The organism is Intrasporangium flavum, from assembly GCF_001956915.1.
In the GTDB taxonomy this organism is placed as follows: domain Bacteria; phylum Actinomycetota; class Actinomycetes; order Actinomycetales; family Dermatophilaceae; genus Monashia; species Monashia flava.
In genome coordinates this window covers 371,086-392,421 of record NZ_MLJO01000003.1, presented here as the reverse complement: position 1 = coordinate 392,421, position 21,336 = coordinate 371,086, and the positions used below count along the sequence as shown (strand labels likewise).

The window sequence follows — 21,336 nt, the reverse complement described above, 5'->3', positions numbered from 1 at the left end:
CTGCAAATATGGCCGGACACCGAAGACATGGTCGGACGTCCCCAAGGCGTCCGCCGCCCGGTCCAAGCCACTCGCCGGCACCGACACTGCGTGAGTCAGCCCGGGGAGCTTCGACCCCGCGCCATGGTCCGAGTCGCCAGCGCGCCCGGGGTGCTCCGACTGTCGGTGCCCGCTGGGAGGCTTGCCGCATGCAGGTTCAGCGACCGCTGTGCCCCATCTGTCGTACACCAATGACCGAGGACGATGGCACGAGGACGAAGAAGGGCGACCCGGTCCATGCTTTCTGCCTCGAGCAAGCCCGCGCTGCAGGTGCCGGCTCACCATCCTCCAACCGGCCGGCCAAGGTTGGGACTCGGTCCAAGACGGCAAGCCTCACCGCCACGCGGTCCGGGCGCTGTCCCATCTGCTTGCGTCTCTTCGCGGTCGGCACGCCGATCGGCAAGTGTGTCGACGGGCACTGGGGCCACGCCTCCTGCTCCGGAGCGCAGCAGGCCGCTGCCCGGAACAGGGCGGAGATCCTCGCTGGCGAGACGTACCGATCGTGTCGCGAGAGCACCTGGCGTCGAGGCGCATCGCCCGGCAGCTCTCGTCGGAAGACCTGACGAAGCTGCGCGGCGCGGGCCGGCAGCTGTTGTGGTGCGCGCAGATGGTTTCAGCTAGCGTCCTCGGCCGGGTGGAGGCACCCCCGCGCTACAGCAGCGTCACGCAGCAGCTTGGCAGCGCGGACCGCACCCTTCCGACTCAGGGCCGAGAAGTCGATGGAGGCGTGGTCTGGCGGAGAGTCAGGCAGGTGCTCGTCGTCGAGACAAGGGAGCGAGTTCTCGTCAGCTTCGCGCACGGAGACGCCCCACGTTCCGGCTGACGCCAGTCCCGCGTCTTTGTGTCGCCGGTAAGCCTCCTCCGCCCCGACCCGTTCGCGCAGGGTCGAAAGCAGGCCTTGATGCTCGCGGCTCGGATTGAACGCGACGCTCTGGACGACTGCGTCCTCGTCGAGGTGGACAGGGTGAACCTGTCGAAGGAGCACCTCGTCCAGATCGTCGATCTTTAGCGACGCCTTCGCGTGGTCATCCGACATGGCTTACGTCCCCCTGGGCAAAACTGGTAATTACGGCTGCGTCCCAACCAAGTTCGGCGTCGAGCAGAGTGCCTGATTGCCGGTCGTCGACACACAGGTACAGGCGATCTGAGGGCTCGATCTCCGCGAGATACTCGACCGCGTCGCGTTTCCACTCCAACGCAAGGTGCCCATCTGCGGTGGCGGCGACTCCGATGTGCACGTCAACGCGCGAGAGCGCGGGGACGACCTCCTCGAAGTGCTGGCGAACGTCCTCCGGCACAGCTTGGCTTCCAGGCCCGAGCCAGCCCGGCTCTAGGGCCGCGATGGCGGCAAGCTTCCGATGCAACCGTTTCTCCGTCCACGGGCGAATGACCTCGATCTCCGACACGTCTGCGAGCTGGGAGAACAAGCCATGCGCGTCTGCGATGCCCAAGCCGGTGACTTGCACGTCTGGGGCCGTCACGCCGTCTTCGGCCATTACGCGGCGAACCGTGCTGGCGAGGCCAGCGATGTACGAGCCGAAGTAGCAGCGAACGCGACCGTTGTCGCTGTCGCGGCGGAGCTCGAAGGTTTGGTCAACGCTGTCGAACTCAACAATGACGCCGACCACTGACAGCGGCACTGGAGTGTTATCTACGACCGCGTCGATGGCGGCGAGCGTGACTCGTACCTCGTCGTCAAGCTTAGCGACGGCAGTGCCGTCGTGGGAGCCGACAGTGACGCTCTCATCCGACTTGAGCGTCGACCCCACTTTGCGAAAGGCCTGACGCTGTCGCGGCGTCACCGTTTGCGGAACCGAGCTGCTCGACTGGACGGTAGCGATGACATCTCTAAAGGAGTCCGCCGCTTCCCCGTAGATCGAGAACCACTCGTCGTAGTCGGCTCGCTCGTAGCGCGCCGCTCGATGTAGGCGGACGCGCGTCTGGGCGCTGCCTCGATCCACCCTGATCAGGCGAAGGTCGAAGGCCTTGTCGAAGCCGCGCGGGGCGCGCTCCTTGTCTGGATGCCGGTCCAAGTAGATCTGGCGCGCCACCTCAAAGACGGCGTCGCGATAGTGCGTGACTTCGATGACCGACTCCGCTGGGAGGCCAAGGGCCCTGAAGCGCTCGCCGTCAAGCTTGAGTTCCGCGAACCACGCGCCCTCATTGGGCTCATCGGCGTCAGCATCCACGTCGGCGGCGAGGTCGTCATTGACCTCAGCGGAGTCCCCTGAGTCCGGCATGATGCGCACGGTAGCAGGCTGTCCGAGCGTGAAGGGCACTTTGCCCCTCGGTCTGCCGGACTCGCGAAAAGGGAGCGGGCGCGGCAGTCAGCGCGGCAGGTCCGGCGCTAGAAGAGACGCCCGCCCGGGGCCATTGACCGATGGGGCGGGAGTGCCCACGCGCCAAGGGGAAGGCGGGCGTGACCTTATGGATGATCTGCTTTTGTTCGCGCATTCGTCGGACAGCGGGTCCGCGGGGGTGACTGCTATGCAACGCCAGAGATGCAACGGTGGCGTGTCGGACTTATTCGGGGCCACGACAGATCCGGCCGCCATGTGCCGGCATTGGTCTAAGACTCCGGCGAGTTAACGACATCCCGGAAGCGATGGCGCCTATGCGCGGATGAGGGTAGACGTCCTCTCAAACGCCGAGGGCCTCAAGGTCGTCAGCGGACAGGACAACCGTCCGCGGTGTCCACGCGGTAGACCGCTTCCGTCTCTGGTCCAACCCGAAGAGCCGGCAGCGAGCCATGATGACCGCGCGAACCTCACGTGCCGCCTCAACATCGCCGCTCATCGCCCGGTCCCACAGAGCGGCTTGGAGGGCGTCCAGTCGTGCCAGCTCGAGCCGCTGATGGTCCTGGACTGCGTCCTTGCGATCCCGGGCGAGGGCGTCGTGGACGATGTTGTAGACGGTGCCGCGGTTGGCGTAGCCGAGCTCGTCGGCGATTTCCTGGTAGGTGCGCCCCTCCGTCGCAAGCTGGACGGCGCGGGCTTGACGCGCCGCGGCGAGGGCTCGGTTGCGATGCTTGCCGGTGACGAGAGGGATGGCGGCCGGGACGCTCATGGAAACCATTCTCGACCCGTTGAAGCCGGGGGCACGGACGACTCGCCCTCGGCGGCAGCCCACGAGCCCGGTTACGCCGTCCCCGAAAGACCCCCGGGGACCGACCCAAAACCCTCGCAAGGCGTTCAGCTGTTAAATCGCAGCGGTCCTTCGGTCCTTCGTGCCAACTGCGGACTCCTGACCTGGCGTGGATCTTGTGCACTCAGCCGGGGCCGTCGCGCGAGCCGCGGAGGGGGTTACACCAATGGAGCGGCCGCCCCCGCGTCTGAGTCACCGACGATGTTCGATCAGATCCTCCAGTGCCTGGGCGAACCTTCGCTTGACTTCGTCCGGCTCTTCTAGCCCGTCGGGCCGAAGATACTTCTGAACTAGGTCCTCTGGCACCTGCTCCCGATTGTTTGTGAGGGCGTGCTCCTCGACCTGCCCAGCAATCAACTCCGTGGTCCGCAGGGCAGGGAAGCGCTGATGGAAGTACAGCAGCGTGAGGAGGTCCAGGACGCAATGCCACAACCAACGCGACGTGTTGTCCTCGCTGCCCTGAGCGGGAACGCGCAGTCGCGCCTCTATGGTGCGTCCTGCGATTCGAAACTGCTCGAAGGTTGAGTCCAGTTTCTCAGATCCCGGCTTGGAGGTTCCGTAGTGAATGCGATTTCGTTCGTCTTCTACGGGCGTATAGAACCCATACGCGACCTGAAACATCTCGACCGTCAGGTCTTGACGATTAAGCCGAGACTCGCGGCGCCGCTGCAACCAAGAGACAAGGCCGCCTACGGCAACCGTCCCTACGACTATCGTCAGCGCAGGACCGACCGAATTCAGCGCGACCTGCTGCCAAAACGAGCAAGTAGTACTCACCGCAGCATCATGCTCGACAACCAGGGGGTTACGTAGAGCCTTCGTAGTTCTCTCACCCGGCTGCTGACTCGAACGAGACATCGCCGGTCGCCGAGTCGAAGGCGGCCATGAGCACGTCGGAGCGCAGATCGGCGCCTCGGAGTTTGCGTTGCAACAGACCGAAGTTGAGCCGTGGCTTGTCCGCGTTCGCGAATACGCCGACGTAGGCCGCGGGGAGCGGGCTCCCTGGGTGAGCTTTTTCGGCTGCGTCGAGGATGACCGAGAGCTTGCGAAAGTCCCTGACTACCTCTCCGTAATCTAGACCGTCCCTCTGGGTCGCGGAGACCTTCAGCTCGGTGATGACGGAGAAGTCGGCCAGCCTGCTCAGGCCTGATCGCGGGTTGGGCGCACCGTCGGGCAGGTCGCGCGCCCCGAGGGCGGCACGGCGGGGGAGATGCACGATCGGTTGACGCAGGACCAGCATGTCGACCATGAGGTTGCCGACGGGCCTGAAGTGCGCGGCGGCAGCCGGCCCTAGGTATCGGGCGCCGAAGTCGACCTCACGCACGACGTGCAGAGGGCCTAGCCGGTTGATGGTGAAGTGCGCGAGCCAGGCCTGATAGGTCGCCTCCGGAGCTACGGTGTCGTGGCACTGCTCGGCCATCTCGCGCCAGGCTGCCTCGAAGGCGCCGGCATGCTCGGCGCGGATGACATCAGAGTGCGCGCCCACCTGATGAGTGTCGGGGATGCTAACGGCAGCGCTCGCGCCGGCGCGGCTCACCAGGAGCGGGATCAGTCGGCGTTGCCACTCGGCGACGTCGACGTATCCGCTGGACATGCCGCCGTGAGCGAACTCCTCCCGGTAGACCTGCTGGCTGCCTTCCGGGAGGGGGTCGGCCGTGACGTCGACCCCGACGATGGACCGGAACGTGTCCTTGAGTAGCCGCTCCGCGGCCTCGCGGCTCGAGGGGACGGGCGTTTCTGCGAGACGGGAACGCATCGCCTCCCATACCCACGGGTCACCGCGGAGCCCCCACTGCTCTGGTTCGGGCGCGAAAAGCTCACGCATCAGTTCGGCCACTCATCTCTCCTCCCGCTTGGCCACTCGGAGATGACATCACGGTCAGGCCGTGGGACCACGCGGCACGGCCCGAAAGACTCGAAGCATCGGTTGGCATCACCCTCATGCAGGAACCCTCGGAGAGCGAACCGCGACGGTCCCTCGAGCCCTTCGCGTCACCCGACTTTCGTCAGCCGTTCAGCCGAGAGTCGCTGGTGTTGAGGGCCCCGCCGACCTCTATGACGTAGGCGACGGAGGGCGAACCAGGCGCCGTCGCGCTGCTACCACTCCACGACCATGCCCGGGTGAGGCCCCGGGAGCGTCCTTGAGACAAGGCCTTGACGGCTTCGGAGCACTCCGGCGCTCCCGAGCCGGAGGGCTCACGGCCCAATCACCGGTTCGACATCACGGAGCAAATGCGCCTGTGCTTGGCGGTGGAGAGCAAGGCCAGGGCTTTGCGTACCCGTGCCCCATTGGGACACGAGCTCTTGCCGGCCGTCGACCGGGCGATCGAGACTCTCGTCGGGCATCGGCAACGCCTCGCCAAGGTTATGAGGGGGCTTAGCGCCCACGAGGTGGGACTCACCGAGCAGAAGATGGGGCGTCCGGCTTAACGAGCATGAGGTCGCGCACAGCATCTGCCGTAGAGCGGCAGGGTGGCGGGTGTGGCACAGACGGTGCATCGCACGTTATGCGCGCGTGCGTAGGACGAAACTGGAGACACGCCACATCCGCCACCCCTGGCGTGCCAAGGTCACGGCTGGCCGTGAAGGCAACCACCTCGGTGGGGCTCGAGGTCGTGCCTCTGTCTGGCGCTGAGGCCACGCTGATCATCAAGGTGTTCGCCGCGCCCGCTGTGTGCCTCCACCGCACTGGGTGAGCACCGCGGGTTCAGCCGTGTCGCTCCGTCCCGTGGAGACTCCAACCAGCCTGCTGATCCTGACAAGATGACCGGCATGGCTGATCAAGAGCTGCAGCACGAGGAGGACGCGCCCGCTGTCGGCGTGGAACCGCGGCTCTACAGCATGCCGGAAGTGGCCGCCCTGCTGTCGACCTCGGTGGCTCAAGTGCGAGCGCTGGTGCGATCGGGAGAGATGCCGGCGATGCGCCTCGGGGGCCGCGGGCAGTGGCGTGTCGAACGCAGCCGACTTGAGGCCTGGATCGACGAGCAGCACGAGGCCACGGCTCGATGGGTGAAGGACAACCCGTTCCCCGGCTGAGGCAGCGGCCCTGCCGCTCAGGGACTCGCTAGGTATCGACCCTGATTCAGACATGCCGACCCGGCGCGGTCACCGGCGTGAGCTGGTCTGCGCGGACCCACTGGTCGACGACGGCGTCCGCCTCGACGACGAGGTAGGTGACTCGGGCCCACCAGCGGCCGTCTCGTTGTTGCCACGCCGTCACGAGCCCCGGGTGAGGGCCTCCGTTCTCCGCGGTGTGGTTAACCCAGCAGTGCTGGCGGGCTGGCGGCACGGGAGGGATGGGGTGCTCGTGCCCGCGTCCCGATCCGGCTGCCATTGCACCAGTGTGGCGCATAGTCGAACACGTGTTCGGCCTGTTCCAGCCGCGGCAGCCGTCGATGCCGCGGCACTTCGAGTGCAGAGTCGCCAGGCCGGCCGAGGAGTCCTGCGAGCCCAAATCGTCGCAAATGCGGCCTACTTGTCCCCTAGCATCTCCCTTCAGCGTCTGCAATCTTCACAAGCCCGACTCCCAGACCCCACTGGCGACGCCCGAACGGAGAACTGGTGACTGACCCGACGACGCCGACACCGCGAGGCGAGGCGTCCATGAGTTCGTACGAGCGCAAACAGTGGGAGCGCCTCAACACCCACTGGGACAAGCGGAATAATGCCCGTGGGTTGCCAAACTGGGCGCACAAAGCCGGCGAGAACGCCGCCAAGGCCGCCTCTCGTGCGGCGGAGAAGGCGGGCGAGGCCATTCCGGATGCGGTCTGGGAACAGGCGGGCAGGGCCGCCGATGCGGTGCTCGACCGGGCACTTCGGCCGGTTCTGCAGGGTGCGCTTGCGCTACTCACCCTGGTCGACGAGTGGGCGATGGAGCTGAACGATCCTCAGACTGTGGTCGACATCGCCAAGAAGCGCCGCATCCCGATCGACCACTTCAGCGAACTCCGGGACCGTGACCTCCGGGACTGTGACCGGCTGCTCACGGCCCATACCTTGAAGTGGCGGTCTGCCGGGGCCATTGAGGGGGCTGGCATCGGTGCTCTCGCACTGGTACCCGTCGCAGGACTGCCGGCTGCGATGACGGCCGACATCGTTGTTATCCAGATCTTGAGCGTTTCCATCGCCAGCCGTACGGCGTACGCCTACGGTTTCGACGCTAAGAACCCCGAAGAGCGGGCCTTCATCGAGCACCTCGTCCGCAGGTCGTTCACTCTCCAGGCCGGCAAGGCCAAGCCGCTGGTTGACGCCTCGCGGGGTTACCAGGCCATCAAAGGGCGATCGAGGTGGTCCCAGAAGTTGCGACAGGACCATCGGCTGATCGAGGCAGTCGAGAAACTCATGCAGAAGTGGCTTCCCAAGGGCCAGGTCGTGAGCGTCAAGCACGTCGCGAAGGCGCTCCCCGTAATCAGCATCCTTCTCAGTTCAGGCGCCAACTCCGAGATACTCGCACGGGTGGCGAAGGACGCCGAGCGCTTCTGCCAGACTCGGTTTCTATCCGAGAAGTACGGTCTACCCATGCCGGCCGCCCTACGCCGGTACGACCTGGACCCCGATAGCCCGTCACCCGCAGACGGTCACCCCGGGGAGGCGGCCCCCCTTGAGCTGGCTGTTTCAGTGTCCTCGGCACCCACGGGCACGATGAAGGAAACGAGCGCATGGACTGCGTGATCGTCGAGCTGGGTGCGGTTCCGGTCGTACCTCATGGTGGTGCGAGGCTCGCTGTGCCGAGCCAGGTCCATCACCTTCCTGAGAGACGCCCCTGCCTCCAAGGCGTTAGTGATGGCGCTGTGCCGCAGCATGTGGGGGCTGATGCGGTGCTCGATGCCGGCTCGTCGTCCAATGGTGGCCACGATTGTGTTCAAGCCTGATCGGCCCAAGGGCAGGCCGTCCAGCCGAAGCAGGATGTGACCGTCGGTGCGCTCGCCCACGGCGGCGTCGAGGGCACGGAGGACGGGCACGGGTAGTGGCATCTGGGCGGGGAGGCCGGCCTTGCCCGTGAAGGCGAGGACGCGGTGGCCCCGCACTGTCTCCTGGTAGTCGCCTACTACTAGGGAGCAGGCTTCGCTGGCGCGAAGCGCCATGCAGCCGAGGAGGAACGCGGCCGCGTAGTAGCGTCCGCCCATTGAGGCCCCGGCGGCAAGGAAGGCGGTGAGTTGCGAGCGCTCGAGTCCCAGGGTGTCGCTGGGGCGATAGTAGTAGCGGGGCCGCCGTGCGTGGACGGCAGGGTCTCGGTCCATGGCCCCTTCGTGGTAGCCGAAGCGGTAGAAGCCCCGGACTGGGGTCAGGGCCGTGGCTACGGTCGACGGGCGCAGCCCCAGCTCGATGTGGAGGTGGTGGACGTAACGTTCGACGTCGGCTCGGGTGACGGTCAGTGGCTCGTACGCCTGCAGGGCACACCAGTCGAGGTACCGGTCGAGGTAGTAGCTGTAGAGGTCGCGTGTGTGGCCGGTGTAGGGCAGCAGGTACTCGTCGTGAATCACTTGAACAGCTGGGCTGAGTGTCATGTTTCTGATGGAACTCTCATCCGCTTGCTTCTCGCCGGGTTATCGGAGGTGCAGCGGGCGTCGCTGCCCCATGCAAAGCAGCACCCGAAACCGCCTTCATGCTCGGCCCCTATGCGACTATCAGACAGCGGGGCGGGCGCTTGGCCAGAGCGGCTGAAGGGGGACCGGATGCGTGATCATCGGCGGTGGATCGCCGTCGTGGGTCTATCACCGAGCGCCTACCTCGCGGTCCTCTTCTGGACCCAGCCCCGGCCGGCCACGGTGTCCGCGGTCGACACGCTCGAGGACGCCCTCTTCCTCTCACTGACTGTCATCCTGACTGGCGGCATCCTCGGGGCCCTACTGGCCAAGTGGCCGCTGGCCGGGTACCTCTGTCTTGCTGGAGCTGTGGCCGCCGCGATGGCGAGCATCATGGTGCTCTTCGCCGGCCTGCCCACTCCTGCTCGCGCGGGAGTGATGAGGATGGCTGTTGGCGCCTTGGCCGCGGCAGTGACGATCGCAGTGTGGATGTGGCGCACGCTCCCCGGAGACCTTCTAAAGGACCGGCGGGACAAGTTCCTGGCGGCCGCGCTGGCAGCGATCCTCCCCGCAATTCAAGCCTGGCACACCATTGCCTTCACCGAAGCCACGCAGAAGGTCGCCATCTCCATCACCTCGAGCGTGGAGACTCAGGGCACCGATGCTGCATCCGGCGCGCCCATGGTGCGCCTCTCGATGAACGTGGAGAACAAGGGGCAGACTCGGGCACTGGTCCTCGTCTCTCTAGCGACCTACTGCTGGGTCGACAAACAAGGCACTCCTGAAGATGACCTCGTGACGATGAGCCACGGACCCAACTGCGGCTCCACACGTCCGGTGGCCCAGGCATCGTGGATCGACGCCGGGACAGTGCTCTCGGATTCGCTCGCCCTCGTCGCCCCTGCGGGCAAGAACCGTCTCATAGTCGGCGTGCGAATCGCCTACGCGCGCGGAGACCGTCTTCAGACCGAGCCATTGTTGAACGGCCCGATCCCTGCGCCCGATAACGACCCGTGCGTCAACGCTTCATACCTGCCCGTCATCGCCGAGTCCCGGGTGAAGTCCGTCGCACACGGTCAGACGTACCTCATGTACGCCGACAGGAACAACGACGGCGGCCTCAACTACTGGATCGCCACGGACACGACCTGCAAACCAGAGGGCGAAACGCCGGGCCGCGAAGACTACGCAAATCACTACGCCATCACGGAGACCGCAGCATGGTTCGAGACGTGGGCGCAACCGACGCCGTCCCCTACCAAGTAAGCGGTACTGGTCGACTGTCGCTGCCGCGAGCGGAGTCCTTTGGCGTCACCAAGGTGCGCGGAGGACCGTCACCAGCGTTCCATCCCTCGGACGACATCCTCCACGCGCTTAGCGGCGGACTCGGCCCTGCCGCAGGCCCGCGCAACATCCGCCTCGACCTCGGCCACCCTGGCCACCAATTCGTCGATGCGCGACCGAGCGGCAGCCACCGTGCCGGGGCTCCACGGCGGACGTGCCTCGTCGATGAGACAGACCCAGAACCACTGCCACGAGCTGCTGCGGGACGTCGAACCGGTGACCATGCGTCCAAGGTACTGATGAGCAACGTGTCCACCGTGGGGCCGCGCCGAGACGGCGGAAATCTACTCTGACACAAGGGGATTGGGTGATAAAATAGGCCCCACGAGGCATTGGGATAACCACGTCCAACGGTGGACTGGAGAAACCCCCTCACAAGAGTTCACGAAGGGCCCGTTACACATCGTGGCGGGCCCTTTCGCGTGCCCGGAACCTGCCGGGCCTACCGAAAGGAAGACCATGACTGCACCACCCATCAAGTTGCGCAGCCCTGCAGAGCTGCTCGCCGTCATCCCGCACCTGCTCGGATTCCAGCCGCAACACGCCATCGTCGTGATGGCCCTCCGCGACAACAGGATCGACCTGACCCAGCGGATCGACCTGCCTGCACCCGAACGCCTCGAGGAGGTCGCCGAAGCCCTCGTCCGGCATGTGCGCCGGGAGACCGCCGAGGCCGCGCTGGTCGTCGGCTACGAAGACACAGTGGATCAGAGCCGGCCACTCCTCGAGGCCGTGACCGACCGGCTCGCTGCCCAAGGGGTTGCCATCCGGGACCGGCTCGTGGTCCACGACGGGCGATGGCGCTCCCTAGACTGCGACCGCCCGTCCTGCTGCCCACCGGAGGGCACCCCGCTTCGGCCGGCTGTGGACGTGGCATCCACCATCGCCGAGTTCGTCGGCCGTGGCAGCGCGCCGCTACCCGATCGCCAGACGCTCGCGGCCCAGGTCGAGGAAGGCCGGGCCGCGCAGGACGTCGCCGACCTGATCAGGCGCACCGGCGAGGTGCCCGCCATCCTCGCGGACAGGAGAGGCCGTCACCGCCTCCCCGACGTCTGGGCTCGAGTCCTGACGCAGTCCGACGGCACGCTCGCCGTCGCCGACGCCGCGATCGCCCTGCAGTCGCTCAAGGAGACTTCCACCCGTGACGGGCTCGCCGTCGTGCTCATCCCGACTGGCCTCGAGCGCGACGTCCTACCTGAGGAGACGCAAGCGCTGGTCGACGCGTGCAGCCGTGCCATACGCGCAGCCGAGGAGGAGGACGGCGTGGACATGGCACCTGGCTCCGTCAAGCCTCGGCTCCTCGACCTGTGCCGGCACGCGACCGACGAGCACGCCGCACCAGCACTGACCCTCCTGGCCACCTACTCGTGGTGGCACGGCGACGGAGCCCTGGCACGCGTCGCCCTCGACCGGGCGCTGCGCTGCGACCCGGACTACCGGCTGGCCCAGCTGCTCACCCTGATGCTCGACGAAGGCATCCGACCCGACCGGCCTTGACGGTCGTCATCCGTTGGGCAGCGGGGGCAGAAACGAGCCAACGCTCCTCACTGGTTCACGCGTACGGGGGAAAGGGATGCCGAACCTGCCCCACCCTCCCCCCTCCACCAGCACAAGAGCACCCACCAGACCAGGCCTGCCGCACCCCGCGGTGGGCCTTTCTCACGCCCGAGGCAGCCGCCGCCGGGCCTGAACCATCAAGGAGATCAAGCATGTCCACTGCAGAACCCATCAGCCCAGCCCTCTACGCCGTCCCGGCCCCACCCCAGAAAGAACGGTTCGCGCTCCTGCTCCGCCTTCGTAGGGCGGCACGACAGGCCTTCGACACCCTGCTCGCCCTGCCTCGTGGCGCAGCAGGCTGGGTCCTGACACGGGCCCGCACGGTACTGTCCGCCATCGGTGGCAGCCCTGTTTGGTCGCGCATCGCCACTGGCCTCATCCGGGTCCGTGACCTCTTCGGGTCCGTCGGGCCAGTGACGGCCGCCGCCGCAGTCCTCAGCATCCCGGCGGTGTGGAGGGCGACGGTCCGAGTCGGCCGCTGGCTCGGCTCGAAGGTCGTCGCCGGCGCGAAGGCCCTCTGGCAGCAGACCCGCTCGCTGCTGGGTAGATGCGGGCCGACCGGCACCCGGATCGCGACCGGGCTGGCCACCACCGGCACCGCGGTCCAGCGCGTCTTCGTCGCGGTGGCCGCCCACCCGGTGACGCAGGCCCTGGTCGAGGGCATCCGGTCCCTGGCGGTCCTGGTTCGTCCGATCAGCCAGTCCACCGTCGTGCACCGACTCCTGGGCCGGCTCGTCGGCGGCTCGTGGTTGCGTTGGGGCCTCGAGCTGCTGCTGCTTCCGCTGGTGATCGCTCCGGGCCTACTGGCGGACCTGGTCACCGGCTGGCGGACCACGTGGACACCAGCAGCGGCATCCGCCTCGCGGCCGGGTCAGCCCTCCGCGCCCTTCGTCAGCGTGACCGAGCCCGGCATGGGCCACGAGACGGCTCAGCCTGAGTACCCCATCGGGACGGACGAGTGGACCGACTCGTACGGACCCAGCAACCGGGCCGAACGCCGCGCCCAGCAGGCCCAGGCACGCGCCCGTCGTGCCCGCGCCCGGCACTGACCCACCACTTCATCGCAGGAGGCCCGTCGCCCGTCGGCGGGCCTCCCGCCCTTGTCCCAGAGGAGAACCCATGATCATCGTCATGTCCGTGGCCGCAGCGGCGGCCCTCGTTGTCGTGGCCTACGCCAAGCTCCGCGAACACGAGCCGGAGACCGCGACGGCCGGCCTCCGCGCCGTCCATGACTTGGCCGACGTCGTCCTCGTTTGTGTCAAGGCCGTCGAGGGCGTCGTCGCCGTGCTGTCCCGGCCGGTGAGTCCCGGCACCGGAAGCCCTTCTCGTCGTTGGGCCTACGGCTCCGAGTACGGCAGCGGCTACGACCTGGAAGACGAGCCACTGTGAACGCCACCATGCTTCGCGTGGAGGTGTCCTCGACGAAGCCCAATGGCTCTACCGCGCTCCGCGTCGGGCAGGCACCGCCCCAGCGCCTGTTGCTGCCTCCCGGAAAGGGGTCTAGAGGCGCTTGGACAATTCCTAGACCACGTGCGCCGCTCCACGGCACATCAGAACTCTCCGAACGGCAGGTCGCCGCCCATTCCGTGACGCCAGCGTCGGCTCCGGCGGCCCCATAGGCGGCCGTACTTCCGGCCCGACACAAACGATCTTGGCCGCACCTCACTCTTCACCTACGTCGATGGGCTTGTCGCCGACAAGTCCCTGGAGAGAGGGTGCAACGTCGGGACTAGGCTCGCTCCGCGAGGAAAGAAGCCAGCCTTCGCCCAGTCAACTCGAGGGTTTGATTCCCCGCCCGTACGTGCAGGTGCTCGTCATCCACCCATGCTGGCTCGGACGTCTTCTGAATCTCCAACGCACATATCTGCGCTCCCCGCACGCGCACCCACCATAGGCGCACGGATTTGGACACAAGGACTGGATCGATGCGCTTCCCGAGTAGATCACCGAGTATCCACCGCTCGAACCTGTCGAGGCTCTCGCCGAATACTTGCAGGTCGCGCTTCAAGCCCTTCACCTCTCCCGAGTCGTGAACGCCCACAATCAGCCGGCCACCGTCGGCGTTCATGAGGCCGGCGACTGCTCGGACGATTTCTCCCTCCATCCTGGCGTCCTTCTGGCCTGTGTGTGAGTTGATGCGGAAGGTTTCCTTCAGCTCCAGGCTGTGCGCCTCCCCGCGCCTTATAAGGGCGAGTATGCCCTCCTCAGTCTCCGTATCTTGGTCTTCATCCGCGTCGCTCTCCATAGGCCTCTCAGCAATGAGCCTATGGATGGCCTGAAGTGCCTCAGTGCGCCGCCATGCGCCAGCCTCTTCGCGTACAAGTAGCCCGAGATGAGCAAGATCCTCAGCGGCGTCTCGCGTGGTGGCATCGGCTTGGATCCACTGATCCAGTTCATCCCCCGACAACGACGGGTCAAGCAGATCCGCCGCCTCCGGATAGTGGAGGCGGAGCGCTTCGATCAGTTGGCGCCAATCGTGACCGGCGTCCTCCCGCCACAAGGGCAGGACTGCGGCCACATGAGCCGCCGTGACGGTGACCATCGCGAAGTCAGCCGTGTTCTCGCTGTCCTTGATGCTCTTGCGAACAGCGGACGCGAGATTGCGCACGAAGTAAGGCATTCCGCCCGTAGCGGCCTGAACGTCCGAGACCGCCTCGTCCGTCCAACTCAAGAACATCGGGCGCCCGAGCTTGAGAAGCAGTTCTCCCGTCTCAGCCTCGTTGAACGCGGTGATATAGGTGCTACTCACCTGGCCAAACATCGGGTTATCAACGGCGGAGGGGCCCTGCCCAAGGACAGTGGACCTGAACATCCGGTTGGCCACACCGGAAAATGCCAGCGACAGGTTGGGGCAGGCTTGAGCCGCGGTACGCAATGCGGCGAGGAAAGTCCTTACTTGATCCGGGTCCGACTTGGCAATGCGGGCAGCGCTCTCGATCTCATCTACTGCAATTACAAAGCGCAGATCGGCGTTCCTGTTTGCCACACGCTTCAGCCTGTCTGACAGGTCCGACAGGGCCATGTTGTCAGCCGCCTGCTCACGCTGGTCCCCGATTTTCACCGAGAGCCCCGCTTGGCGAGCATCACGCAAGTCGTCGGCGAGATTGCTTGCAATCGACTTTGCCAGACTGCCGACGCTGTGCTCCTCAAGGACCTGGAGATCACTCATAGTCACAATCGTCCCGCGCGCAAGCATCTGTCGCTTCAATTCGCGCAGCACTGATGTCTTTCCGGATCGCCGCAGCCCAAGAATCACGACGTTCTCGTCGCTCTGCAGTGCGGCCGCCACGTTCCGAAGCATCTCTTGTCGGCCGAAGAAATCGTCCCCCGTTACCGGGTTCTGCGTCCGATACAGATCCCGATCGCCCAGACTGGCTCGTAGCTGCCTGAGAAGTTCCACCCGAGTGACTTCCGGGTCATCGGAAGCCACAGGGACCGAGATGATCAGCGTCGGAGAGGTCGAGCTGTTCTGCCACTCCTCGATCTTCGCCTGGACTTGAGTATCTTCGGACACCAGAATCGCAACCTTGGCCGAGGGCGTGAACCTTTCACCCCGTCCGGCCGAATTCTGCGCCAGCTTGGAGAACTCCGCGAGCCCGTTCGTCATCACGTTGAATGAACGACGCTGAAAATCGCGCCAAGGGGCGAAGAAGAAGGCTATCTCCCCATTGATCAGAAACTGGCGCTCGATGTCAGCCCCGAGGCGACCGAGCGCAAAACCTACGTTTCGGAGGTCGGCGTGCTCCACACGCGAAGTCACGAAGAAGAGCGGAATCCGATTGTCAGGCGTCTGGAGTGCGGCATCGAGGATTTTGGCCTTCGGGTGGGTATCGAAGAACGCTTCCCTCCTACCCTGCAGGCTGAAGCCGGTCGTGGCACCCCCGTGAGTCGTCATGGGGACATGCTCGCACCCCCTCCGCAGTCCCGTGCACGCTGTCACCCCAAGAGAGTGGGGTGCGAGGAGGAGTCTCGGGCGGCTACCGATGTCCACGGCTCAGAGGTCACACCGACCACCTGAAGCCCCCGGGCGGCGGCGCTGCCCAGCTCAGCGCAACCGGAGCCCTCGTGGGGAGCGTTCGAGGTCACCCCTATCCCCAGCGCTTCATGCAAGGCCGCCCAGCGCTGGCCAACGCTGGCATTGACGCAGTGACGCCATGGGGGCTCGTACGTGCCGAATGATGCCATTGAGCCCGTAGCTGCCCACAGTGATGTGCCCTCGAGGAAGGCTGCCGACTTCAGCACACCAGCCGGCTTGCAGTACCTCCGGAAAATGCTGACCCCTTACAACGTGACCGTCGCGAGGCGCTGACCTTCATCTTGATGGGTCAGCGGGTAGCTAACGCCTCGGGCGACTGGAGCTGGCCTCCGCGGCCGCCCTACGGACGTAGAAGCGCTCACAGAATCGAGCGTTTCTGAACACCCAGGCGCCCCCGCCTCCAACGAGACGGGGGCGTCTGTCCTTTTCCCATGTCCAAAATCAACGTCTCAGAAGGAGGGACACCCATGAGTAATGAGGCCCCCATCGCCGGCTACCTAGTCGGGTACGCCCGCGTGTCCACCCTTGAGCAAGACGCGGCCCTGCAGCGAGATGCCCTCCAGGCCGCCGGATGCCAGCGCATCTTCACCGACAAGGCGTCCGGCAAACTTGAGCACCGGCCGGCGCTCGACGCCATGCTCGAGCAGCTTCGACCGGGAGACACGGTGGTGGTGTGGAGACTCGACCGTCTCGGCCGCAGCCTGCGCCACCTCATCCACACGGTCCAGATCCTCGAGAGCCGGGGCGTGGCTTTCCGCAGCGTCACCGAGAACATCGACACCTCCACCGCCGGCGGGAAGCTCGTCTTCCACCTCTTCGGCGCCCTCGCCGAGTTCGAGCGAGACCTGATCCGCGAGCGGACCCTGGCCGGCCTCGCGGCGGCCCGAGCCCGCGGGCGTACCGGTGGCCGGCCTACCGTTTGGACACCGGAGAAGCTGAAGGTTGCCCGGAGCATGTACGACAGTCGCGAGCACGACGTCGCCTCCATCGCTCGAGTGGTCGGCGTCAGTCGGGCGTCCGTGTACCGAGCCTTGGCGCAGTTCGCCCCAGACGAACTCAGCCCATGACCCGCCCTGGTCGGCTCCTCTCGTGCGCCGGACGGGCGGCGCCCGGCTGGGCCGTCTTCTTGTGTTTAGGGGGCCGTTCCTGAGCGTGGTGACTGCGCTTCTCCGCTCACGCTCTGGGACGGCGGAAACGGGCATAGTGACGCGGGTCCTTCCGGCACAACTCCCATTGGACGCGGGCTCGTTCCCCGCCGTCGGATCCGGCGCGCAGCAGTTCAGCAGTAGGCAGAGGGCGTCCACCGGCCAAGGTCAGGTCGGCCGCCACTTCCAGGACCTGCGAGTTTGAGCCGGGTGATACGCCGGCGTCCAATACGTACCGATACCCGCGTCGGATGTCGAAGGTGACCTGATCGCTCGGCTCGAAGAACTGGTGTGTGAACCGCTCATGAAGGATCGTGTACCCCACCAGTACGACATGGCCCGGCTCCGCCTCGAACGCCCCCGTGATAACGCGCTCAAGGCCCGTCGGCGCGTTCATCTCCAGCTGGAGTCGCAGCTGAGCGTCAAGCAGGGCCTGCTGGCGGTGTTCGTTCGGTGATGACGGGCTGAGCCGGAAGTAGAGACCGGGCTCAGCGAAAGGTGGCGGGGGCAACGGAAAGCACGTGAGCTGCCCGGCCTCGTCCCGCCGCGCCAAGTCCGGAGCCAGCGTGTCGAAGAAGCCGAACGCGTCCAACAGTGTGTCATGCAGCGTACGCCCGGCCACGTATTCGTCGTAGGCGTCCGCGTAAGACTGTGAGAAGCCCTTCTGCGTGGTGAACATCGGGTCAAGACGGTTGGTGCGTTCCACCCAGGCAGGGAAGATTACGTAGTGGCCGTCCAATGGCCCGAGTGCGCGGTCGACTTGGGGGTCGACCACCTCTGGGTGGTGCACTGCGTTATTGCGCGGGGCGGTGAGTCCGCGGATGGTCATGCCGCGAGGGTCGACCTGTCGCGCAGCCTGGTACGTGGCCGGGTCGGACTTCTCGAATATCTCGTGGTCTAGCGATCTGATCGTGGTCAGAGCGCGGCGCAGCCAGTTCAGCAGGTCTTGGATGCTGTGATCGGTCAGGTCGAGGAAGCCGCTTGGTGCCGGGGCGCCCTGCATGTGGTTCATGGTGTCCCACAGGCCGCCGATCTCCTGTTCGAGCCCGGCCATCAGCAGGCGGCCCTTGTCGACGCGGTCCGGGGCTATGGCAACGCGCGCATCGTCGAATGCCGGATCACGTTTGACGCACGAACCGTCCACCGGGGCCTCGGCAGCCCCAATGGCGTAAGTCGCTTGGGGACTGGTGTCGGCGTCGCTCGTGTCGTTTTCGCTCACGACAAGGAGTAGAACACTGTCCGGCAAAGTTGAGCGGGTGGCCACGCGCCCGCACCACATGTCGATCAGTCGGCGATCCTTAGCTGCTTGGGGTAGCTCCCCCTGAGGCAAGCCGACTTGCGAGCAGTGGGTCCCGAGGAGCTTGTCACTGCAGGTCTTCATGAGTGTTTCCTCGTCGCGGCTGCGTGACGACGACGAGTTGGACTGGTGAGTCCATGGCCATACGGCGCAGGGACGCTTCAACCTCGCGCCATGGGAGGCCGCCGATGCCGGCGCCCAGGCGGGGCAGCCCGAGCGCCGGGATGCCCCTGCGAGTCAGGTCGTCCAGGACTGCCGAAACGGCTGACTCGATCGCATCCAGATCGGCGTTCCGGCCGGGTCGTGCCTGGGTGCCGAGGTTGTAGACGAGCTTGTCTCCGACGTCGACGGCGTGGAACGACCCGAGCGCGAACCGTCCGGTGGCGCACCGTTGTGCGTACTCGGCGTACAGCTGCGGCCACCGGTCTCGTACCTGGCGTGCGATCCCGCCGGCCATGGAGCCTGCGGTGTTGCAGCCATGCCCGATCGCGGGCAGATCGACCGTGAGCAGGTCGCCGGTGAGCTCGGTGTACGCCACGGGACGGCTACGCCTCGTACGGGATCGCGTGGAGAGCGGCGTAGGTGTCCGAGACCCAGAAGAGCTCGAGACCGAACATGCGGCAGAGCGCTGCCTGGCGGTCGACAAGGTCCGCCGGACCGGCGGTCGGTTCGGGGATCACGACGGCTGCGCGGACCTTGGCTTGGTCGAGGCCGTACCGGTCGAACCACGGCCGCAGCGGGGTGGCGGTCTTGATGAACTGGCGGTACAGGACTGCTTGGCCGACCGCGTGCCGGTAGTAGGCCCGGAGTCCGCTCCCGGGCAGCGCGGCCTTGAGCTCGAGGGCCCACGGGGTGTCGCCGTCGCGCAGCAGCGCATCGAGGTACCGGGCGGAGTTGCCGCCGTCGTGTCCCCATCGAGTGGGGAACTGGCTGCCCCAGTTGACGATCCCTCTGTGGTCGCCGCCGTGCTCGCCTGGGTCGAGCACCTGCAGCCGACCACCGCCGCGGGGCGTGAGCGGGACGAGCCCGCGCAGCACCCGGGACTCCAAGGCATGCTCTTCCTGCTTCGCAGCTGCTGAAAGGGTCTTCCGCGCAGGCAGCCACGCGTCGGCGAAAGCGGCGAGTGCAGTCACACCAGCGGAAAGGTCGTCGTCCTCGCTGATGACCAGCGGCGAGGTCAGACCCGTCGCCTGCTGCCACTTGGTGCGAGGCGAGCTCATCCGACGGGTGCCGGTCACGGGGTCCGCGGAGCCGTCCTTGCCGACGCTAAGCGTGAGCCGGCCCCTCGCGTAGCGTCCGGCCTCGACGCCTTCGACCCGAAGCGACCACTCGCCCTTGGCGGTGAGCTGGGGATACGCCCGCAGCTCGGGTCGGCCCACCTTGTCGATGATCTCGGCCAGCAACGCCGGCGGCGATGCAACGCCCATGAGTAGGTCGTGCCAGCGGGTGTACCTGTACTCCTTGGCGGGGTCGGCCCCGGCGCCGAAGTCGACCGGTTCCGCCTCGACGGCGGCTGCCGTGCCGTCGGGAGCGACCTCGACGAGGTTGACGCTGGGCCCCGTCACCATGCTGCTGGCCAGGGTGCGGAGCGCGTCCGGCCCTTCGCGGTGGGCCGGGTCGGCCGCGAAGAGCATGGTGACCTCGTCCGGTGCGACAGAGGCGCCCGCGGGAGCCGGCTGGCCTGAGGCGTGCAGGTCGAGCAGGTCGATCAGGGATGCGCACATGAGCTTGGTGTCTCCGGACACCGCGACAGCGCGTGTCCCTTGGTAGACGCCGCGGATGACCGCGCGCCCGATGCTGTTCTTGTAGTCCTTGCGGTTGTGGGCGTGCTCCAAACCGAGCCGCGGCGCGGCGTCCATCAGGTCTTCATGGGTCAACATGTGGCAGGCCCTTTCGTGGTGGATCAGACATTCCACCAGTCGCCGTCGGCAACCTGGCTGGCTCGGGGGAACAGCGCGGCGAACGCGTGCGGTGCGTCGGTGTGGATGGGCACGACTCGGCCGGGGTTGATCGCGGCGACAAGCCGTTGCAGGTCGGGCACGGTCGCGTGGCCGGACGTGTGGGCCTCGATCAGCGTCACCCCTGCAGCCATGAGCGTCTCCTTCAGGCGACGACCGGAGGCCTCGCTCAGGTACCCGGACCAGAGCGACCATATGACGGCCCCGTCCGCTTTGAGGGCGTTTCGGTGCAGGAGTTCCGGGACGGTGGAGCCGCTGGAGAGGACGACGTACCGGGCCGGGTCGGCGGCGATCTGCTCGGGGAAGACGCGCACCGGGCGGATCTGCGCGGTGCGGTGGAACTGGCCGGAGGTCTCGACGGCGACCCGTTGACGGTTCGGCACGTAGACTCCCAGGTCGGGGAAACCGGGCTGCGGGATCGTGGCCCTCCCGGTCGCCGCCGCCACGGTCGCCGTGTAAAGGTCGACCAGCAGGATGCGGTGCGCACGCCGGGCTGCGCGGTACACCGTGACGAGCCGGTCGATGTTCTGAGCCGACGACACGACAACGGGCAGGCCCGTGGTCGCCGTGAAGAGGTCTCTCATGCGCAGCTCTAGCTGGTCTTCGGATGTGGCGCCATGGTGCCCCGGGGCGGTCGCAGAGGTTGTGGAATCAGCGACCTGGGTTCCCTCCATCAGCAGGACATCAACGTTCCTCGGTGGATCGTGGGTCATCGCCTCGAACAGCGACTTCTTGCGGCCGTGACCGCGCATGTCGCCGGTGTAGAGCAGTCGGCGTCCTCCCGCCTGCACCAGTAGCGCATACGAGTCGAAGGCCGAGTGGTCTACCAGATGCGGCGTCACCGTGAAGGGGCCGAAGACTTGTGGCGTCAGGTGGCTCCAGTGGCCAGCAGGCGTCAGCACCGGTCCCGAGGTGTTGAAGAACGACGCCGCCTCGATGACCGCCGCGGCCGCCCGGCCCACGAAGACCGGCACGCGTGCCGAGACCTGATCGACTAGGCCGTAGTGGTCCAGGTGCGGGTGCGAGATCAGCAGCCCCAACAGGTCTCGGTCGGAACCGTCCGCCAGACCGGGCACGTCCGGCAGAGGGACGGACTCCCCCCAGCCGGCCGTCAACGGCTTGCCGACGTCCAGGACCAGCCGGGAACTGCGATGCTCGACCTCGACACACGAACCGCCCACCTCGTGGCTGCCACGATGAACCCGAACTCGCAACGTGAGCTCCCTCTGACGACGTCGTGGCCGGACGGTATCGCCGAGTCCCGACACTGATGCCAGGCGTCGTTCCTCCG

General features: G+C 66.5%; 19 protein-coding genes. 7 read left to right on the top strand and 12 right to left on the bottom strand.

The window, feature by feature from the left end; genetic code table 11:
- Positions 1–652: 652 nt before the first annotated feature.
- The 5 genes from BIV28_RS19870 to BIV28_RS03470 all read right to left on the bottom strand — a co-directional run bounded on the left by BIV28_RS19870 (position 653) and on the right by BIV28_RS03470 (position 5,020).
- On the bottom strand, positions 653–1,075 hold the full coding sequence (locus tag BIV28_RS19870) for a hypothetical protein (protein WP_207555732.1): 423 nt from the start codon (positions 1,073–1,075) through the stop codon (positions 653–655).
- A complete protein-coding gene (locus BIV28_RS03485; protein WP_207555731.1) occupies positions 1,065–2,288 on the bottom strand; it encodes a hypothetical protein in 1,224 nt (407 codons plus the stop codon). The genes BIV28_RS19870 and BIV28_RS03485 overlap by 11 nt, the downstream gene beginning before the upstream one ends.
- Before the next feature lie 391 nt (positions 2,289–2,679).
- Positions 2,680–3,105 carry a helix-turn-helix domain-containing protein gene (locus tag BIV28_RS03480; protein WP_207555730.1) on the bottom strand — a complete coding sequence of 142 codons (426 nt, stop codon included), beginning with the start codon at positions 3,103–3,105 and terminating at the stop codon, positions 2,680–2,682.
- Between the two features lie 270 nt (positions 3,106–3,375).
- Positions 3,376–3,960: a hypothetical protein gene (locus BIV28_RS19865; RefSeq protein WP_207555729.1), complete on the bottom strand. Its 585-nt coding sequence runs from the start codon at positions 3,958–3,960 to the stop codon at positions 3,376–3,378.
- Between the two features lie 52 nt (positions 3,961–4,012).
- Positions 4,013–5,020 carry a hypothetical protein gene (locus BIV28_RS03470; protein WP_076259266.1) on the bottom strand — a complete coding sequence of 336 codons (1,008 nt, stop codon included), beginning with the start codon at positions 5,018–5,020 and terminating at the stop codon, positions 4,013–4,015.
- 926 nt (positions 5,021–5,946) lie between these two features.
- On the opposite strand from BIV28_RS03470, the gene BIV28_RS03460 reads away from it, so the two are divergent.
- Both BIV28_RS03460 and BIV28_RS03450 read left to right on the top strand, forming a co-directional pair.
- A complete protein-coding gene (locus BIV28_RS03460; RefSeq protein ID WP_341350180.1) occupies positions 5,947–6,219 on the top strand; it encodes a helix-turn-helix domain-containing protein in 273 nt (90 codons plus the stop codon).
- A 567-nt stretch (positions 6,220–6,786) separates the two neighbouring features.
- Positions 6,787–7,854, top strand: coding sequence for an EcsC family protein (locus BIV28_RS03450; protein ID WP_076259262.1), 1,068 nt, complete (start codon positions 6,787–6,789; stop codon positions 7,852–7,854).
- Here the strand turns inward: BIV28_RS03450 and BIV28_RS03445 are convergent.
- Positions 7,761–8,666: a tyrosine-type recombinase/integrase gene (locus BIV28_RS03445; RefSeq protein ID WP_076259260.1), complete on the bottom strand. Its 906-nt coding sequence runs from the start codon at positions 8,664–8,666 to the stop codon at positions 7,761–7,763. The genes BIV28_RS03450 and BIV28_RS03445 overlap by 94 nt on opposite strands.
- A 192-nt stretch (positions 8,667–8,858) precedes the next feature.
- Between BIV28_RS03445 and BIV28_RS03440 the strand changes: the two genes are divergently transcribed.
- A complete protein-coding gene (locus BIV28_RS03440) occupies positions 8,859–9,974 on the top strand; it encodes a hypothetical protein (RefSeq protein ID WP_207555728.1) in 1,116 nt (371 codons plus the stop codon).
- A gap of 68 nt (positions 9,975–10,042) precedes the next feature.
- Here the strand turns inward: BIV28_RS03440 and BIV28_RS03435 are convergent, their stop codons facing one another.
- Positions 10,043–10,276 carry a hypothetical protein gene (locus BIV28_RS03435; RefSeq protein ID WP_076259257.1) on the bottom strand — a complete coding sequence of 78 codons (234 nt, stop codon included), beginning with the start codon at positions 10,274–10,276 and terminating at the stop codon, positions 10,043–10,045.
- A gap of 235 nt (positions 10,277–10,511) precedes the next feature.
- On the opposite strand from BIV28_RS03435, the gene BIV28_RS03430 reads away from it, so the two are divergent.
- From BIV28_RS03430 to BIV28_RS03420, 3 genes are all read left to right on the top strand, one after another.
- On the top strand, positions 10,512–11,549 hold the full coding sequence (locus BIV28_RS03430) for a DUF4192 domain-containing protein (protein WP_076259255.1): 1,038 nt from the start codon (positions 10,512–10,514) through the stop codon (positions 11,547–11,549).
- A 212-nt stretch (positions 11,550–11,761) separates the two neighbouring features.
- The gene (locus tag BIV28_RS03425) at positions 11,762–12,658 is read left to right on the top strand and encodes a hypothetical protein (RefSeq protein WP_207555727.1); all 897 of its coding nucleotides are present in this window, start codon (positions 11,762–11,764) and stop codon (positions 12,656–12,658) included.
- A gap of 70 nt (positions 12,659–12,728) precedes the next feature.
- Positions 12,729–12,998, top strand: a complete 270-nt coding sequence (locus tag BIV28_RS03420) for a hypothetical protein (protein ID WP_076259252.1) — start codon at positions 12,729–12,731, stop codon at positions 12,996–12,998.
- A 340-nt stretch (positions 12,999–13,338) separates the two neighbouring features.
- Here the strand turns inward: BIV28_RS03420 and BIV28_RS03415 are convergent, their stop codons facing one another.
- Complete coding sequence (locus BIV28_RS03415; protein WP_076259250.1) at positions 13,339–15,504, bottom strand: RNA-binding domain-containing protein; 2,166 nt, start codon at positions 15,502–15,504, stop codon at positions 13,339–13,341.
- Positions 15,505–16,112: 608 nt separating this feature from the next.
- On the opposite strand from BIV28_RS03415, the gene BIV28_RS03410 reads away from it, so the two are divergent.
- The gene (locus BIV28_RS03410) at positions 16,113–16,712 is read left to right on the top strand and encodes a recombinase family protein (protein WP_076259248.1); all 600 of its coding nucleotides are present in this window, start codon (positions 16,113–16,115) and stop codon (positions 16,710–16,712) included.
- Between the two features lie 106 nt (positions 16,713–16,818).
- Here BIV28_RS03410 and BIV28_RS03405 read toward each other — a convergent pair whose 3' ends face one another.
- The 4 genes from BIV28_RS03405 to BIV28_RS03390 form a co-directional block, all read right to left on the bottom strand.
- The gene (locus BIV28_RS03405) at positions 16,819–18,009 is read right to left on the bottom strand and encodes a hypothetical protein (RefSeq protein WP_207555726.1); all 1,191 of its coding nucleotides are present in this window, start codon (positions 18,007–18,009) and stop codon (positions 16,819–16,821) included.
- 145 nt (positions 18,010–18,154) lie between these two features.
- Positions 18,155–18,625 (bottom strand): macro domain-containing protein, encoded by a 471-nt coding sequence (locus BIV28_RS03400; protein ID WP_076259245.1) that lies wholly within the window; start codon positions 18,623–18,625, stop codon positions 18,155–18,157.
- A 7-nt stretch (positions 18,626–18,632) separates the two neighbouring features.
- Positions 18,633–19,967 carry a hypothetical protein gene (locus BIV28_RS03395; RefSeq protein ID WP_076259243.1) on the bottom strand — a complete coding sequence of 445 codons (1,335 nt, stop codon included), beginning with the start codon at positions 19,965–19,967 and terminating at the stop codon, positions 18,633–18,635.
- A 23-nt stretch (positions 19,968–19,990) separates the two neighbouring features.
- Complete coding sequence (locus tag BIV28_RS03390; RefSeq protein WP_207555725.1) at positions 19,991–21,085, bottom strand: MBL fold metallo-hydrolase; 1,095 nt, start codon at positions 21,083–21,085, stop codon at positions 19,991–19,993.
- Positions 21,086–21,336 lie beyond the last annotated feature (251 nt).

Excerpts from the sequence above, each read along its gene's own strand:
- BIV28_RS03425 (WP_207555727.1), top strand. The coding sequence starts at position 11,762 with ATGTCCACTGCAGAACCCATCAGCCCAGCCCTCTACGCCGTCCCGGCC.
- BIV28_RS03440 (WP_207555728.1), top strand. The coding sequence starts at position 8,859 with ATGCGTGATCATCGGCGGTGGATCGCCGTCGTGGGTCTATCACCGAGC.
- BIV28_RS19870 (WP_207555732.1), bottom strand. The coding sequence starts at position 1,075 with ATGTCGGATGACCACGCGAAGGCGTCGCTAAAGATCGACGATCTGGAC.
- BIV28_RS03435 (WP_076259257.1), bottom strand. The coding sequence starts at position 10,276 with ATGGTCACCGGTTCGACGTCCCGCAGCAGCTCGTGGCAGTGGTTCTGG.
- BIV28_RS03460 (WP_341350180.1), top strand. The coding sequence starts at position 5,947 with ATGACCGGCATGGCTGATCAAGAGCTGCAGCACGAGGAGGACGCGCCC.
- BIV28_RS03410 (WP_076259248.1), top strand. The coding sequence starts at position 16,113 with ATGAGTAATGAGGCCCCCATCGCCGGCTACCTAGTCGGGTACGCCCGC.
- BIV28_RS03430 (WP_076259255.1), top strand. The coding sequence starts at position 10,512 with ATGACTGCACCACCCATCAAGTTGCGCAGCCCTGCAGAGCTGCTCGCC.
- BIV28_RS03395 (WP_076259243.1), bottom strand. The coding sequence starts at position 19,967 with ATGTTGACCCATGAAGACCTGATGGACGCCGCGCCGCGGCTCGGTTTG.
- BIV28_RS03420 (WP_076259252.1), top strand. The coding sequence starts at position 12,729 with ATGATCATCGTCATGTCCGTGGCCGCAGCGGCGGCCCTCGTTGTCGTG.
- BIV28_RS03450 (WP_076259262.1), top strand. The coding sequence starts at position 6,787 with ATGAGTTCGTACGAGCGCAAACAGTGGGAGCGCCTCAACACCCACTGG.
- BIV28_RS03480 (WP_207555730.1), bottom strand. The coding sequence starts at position 3,105 with ATGAGCGTCCCGGCCGCCATCCCTCTCGTCACCGGCAAGCATCGCAAC.
- BIV28_RS03415 (WP_076259250.1), bottom strand. The coding sequence starts at position 15,504 with ATGACGACTCACGGGGGTGCCACGACCGGCTTCAGCCTGCAGGGTAGG.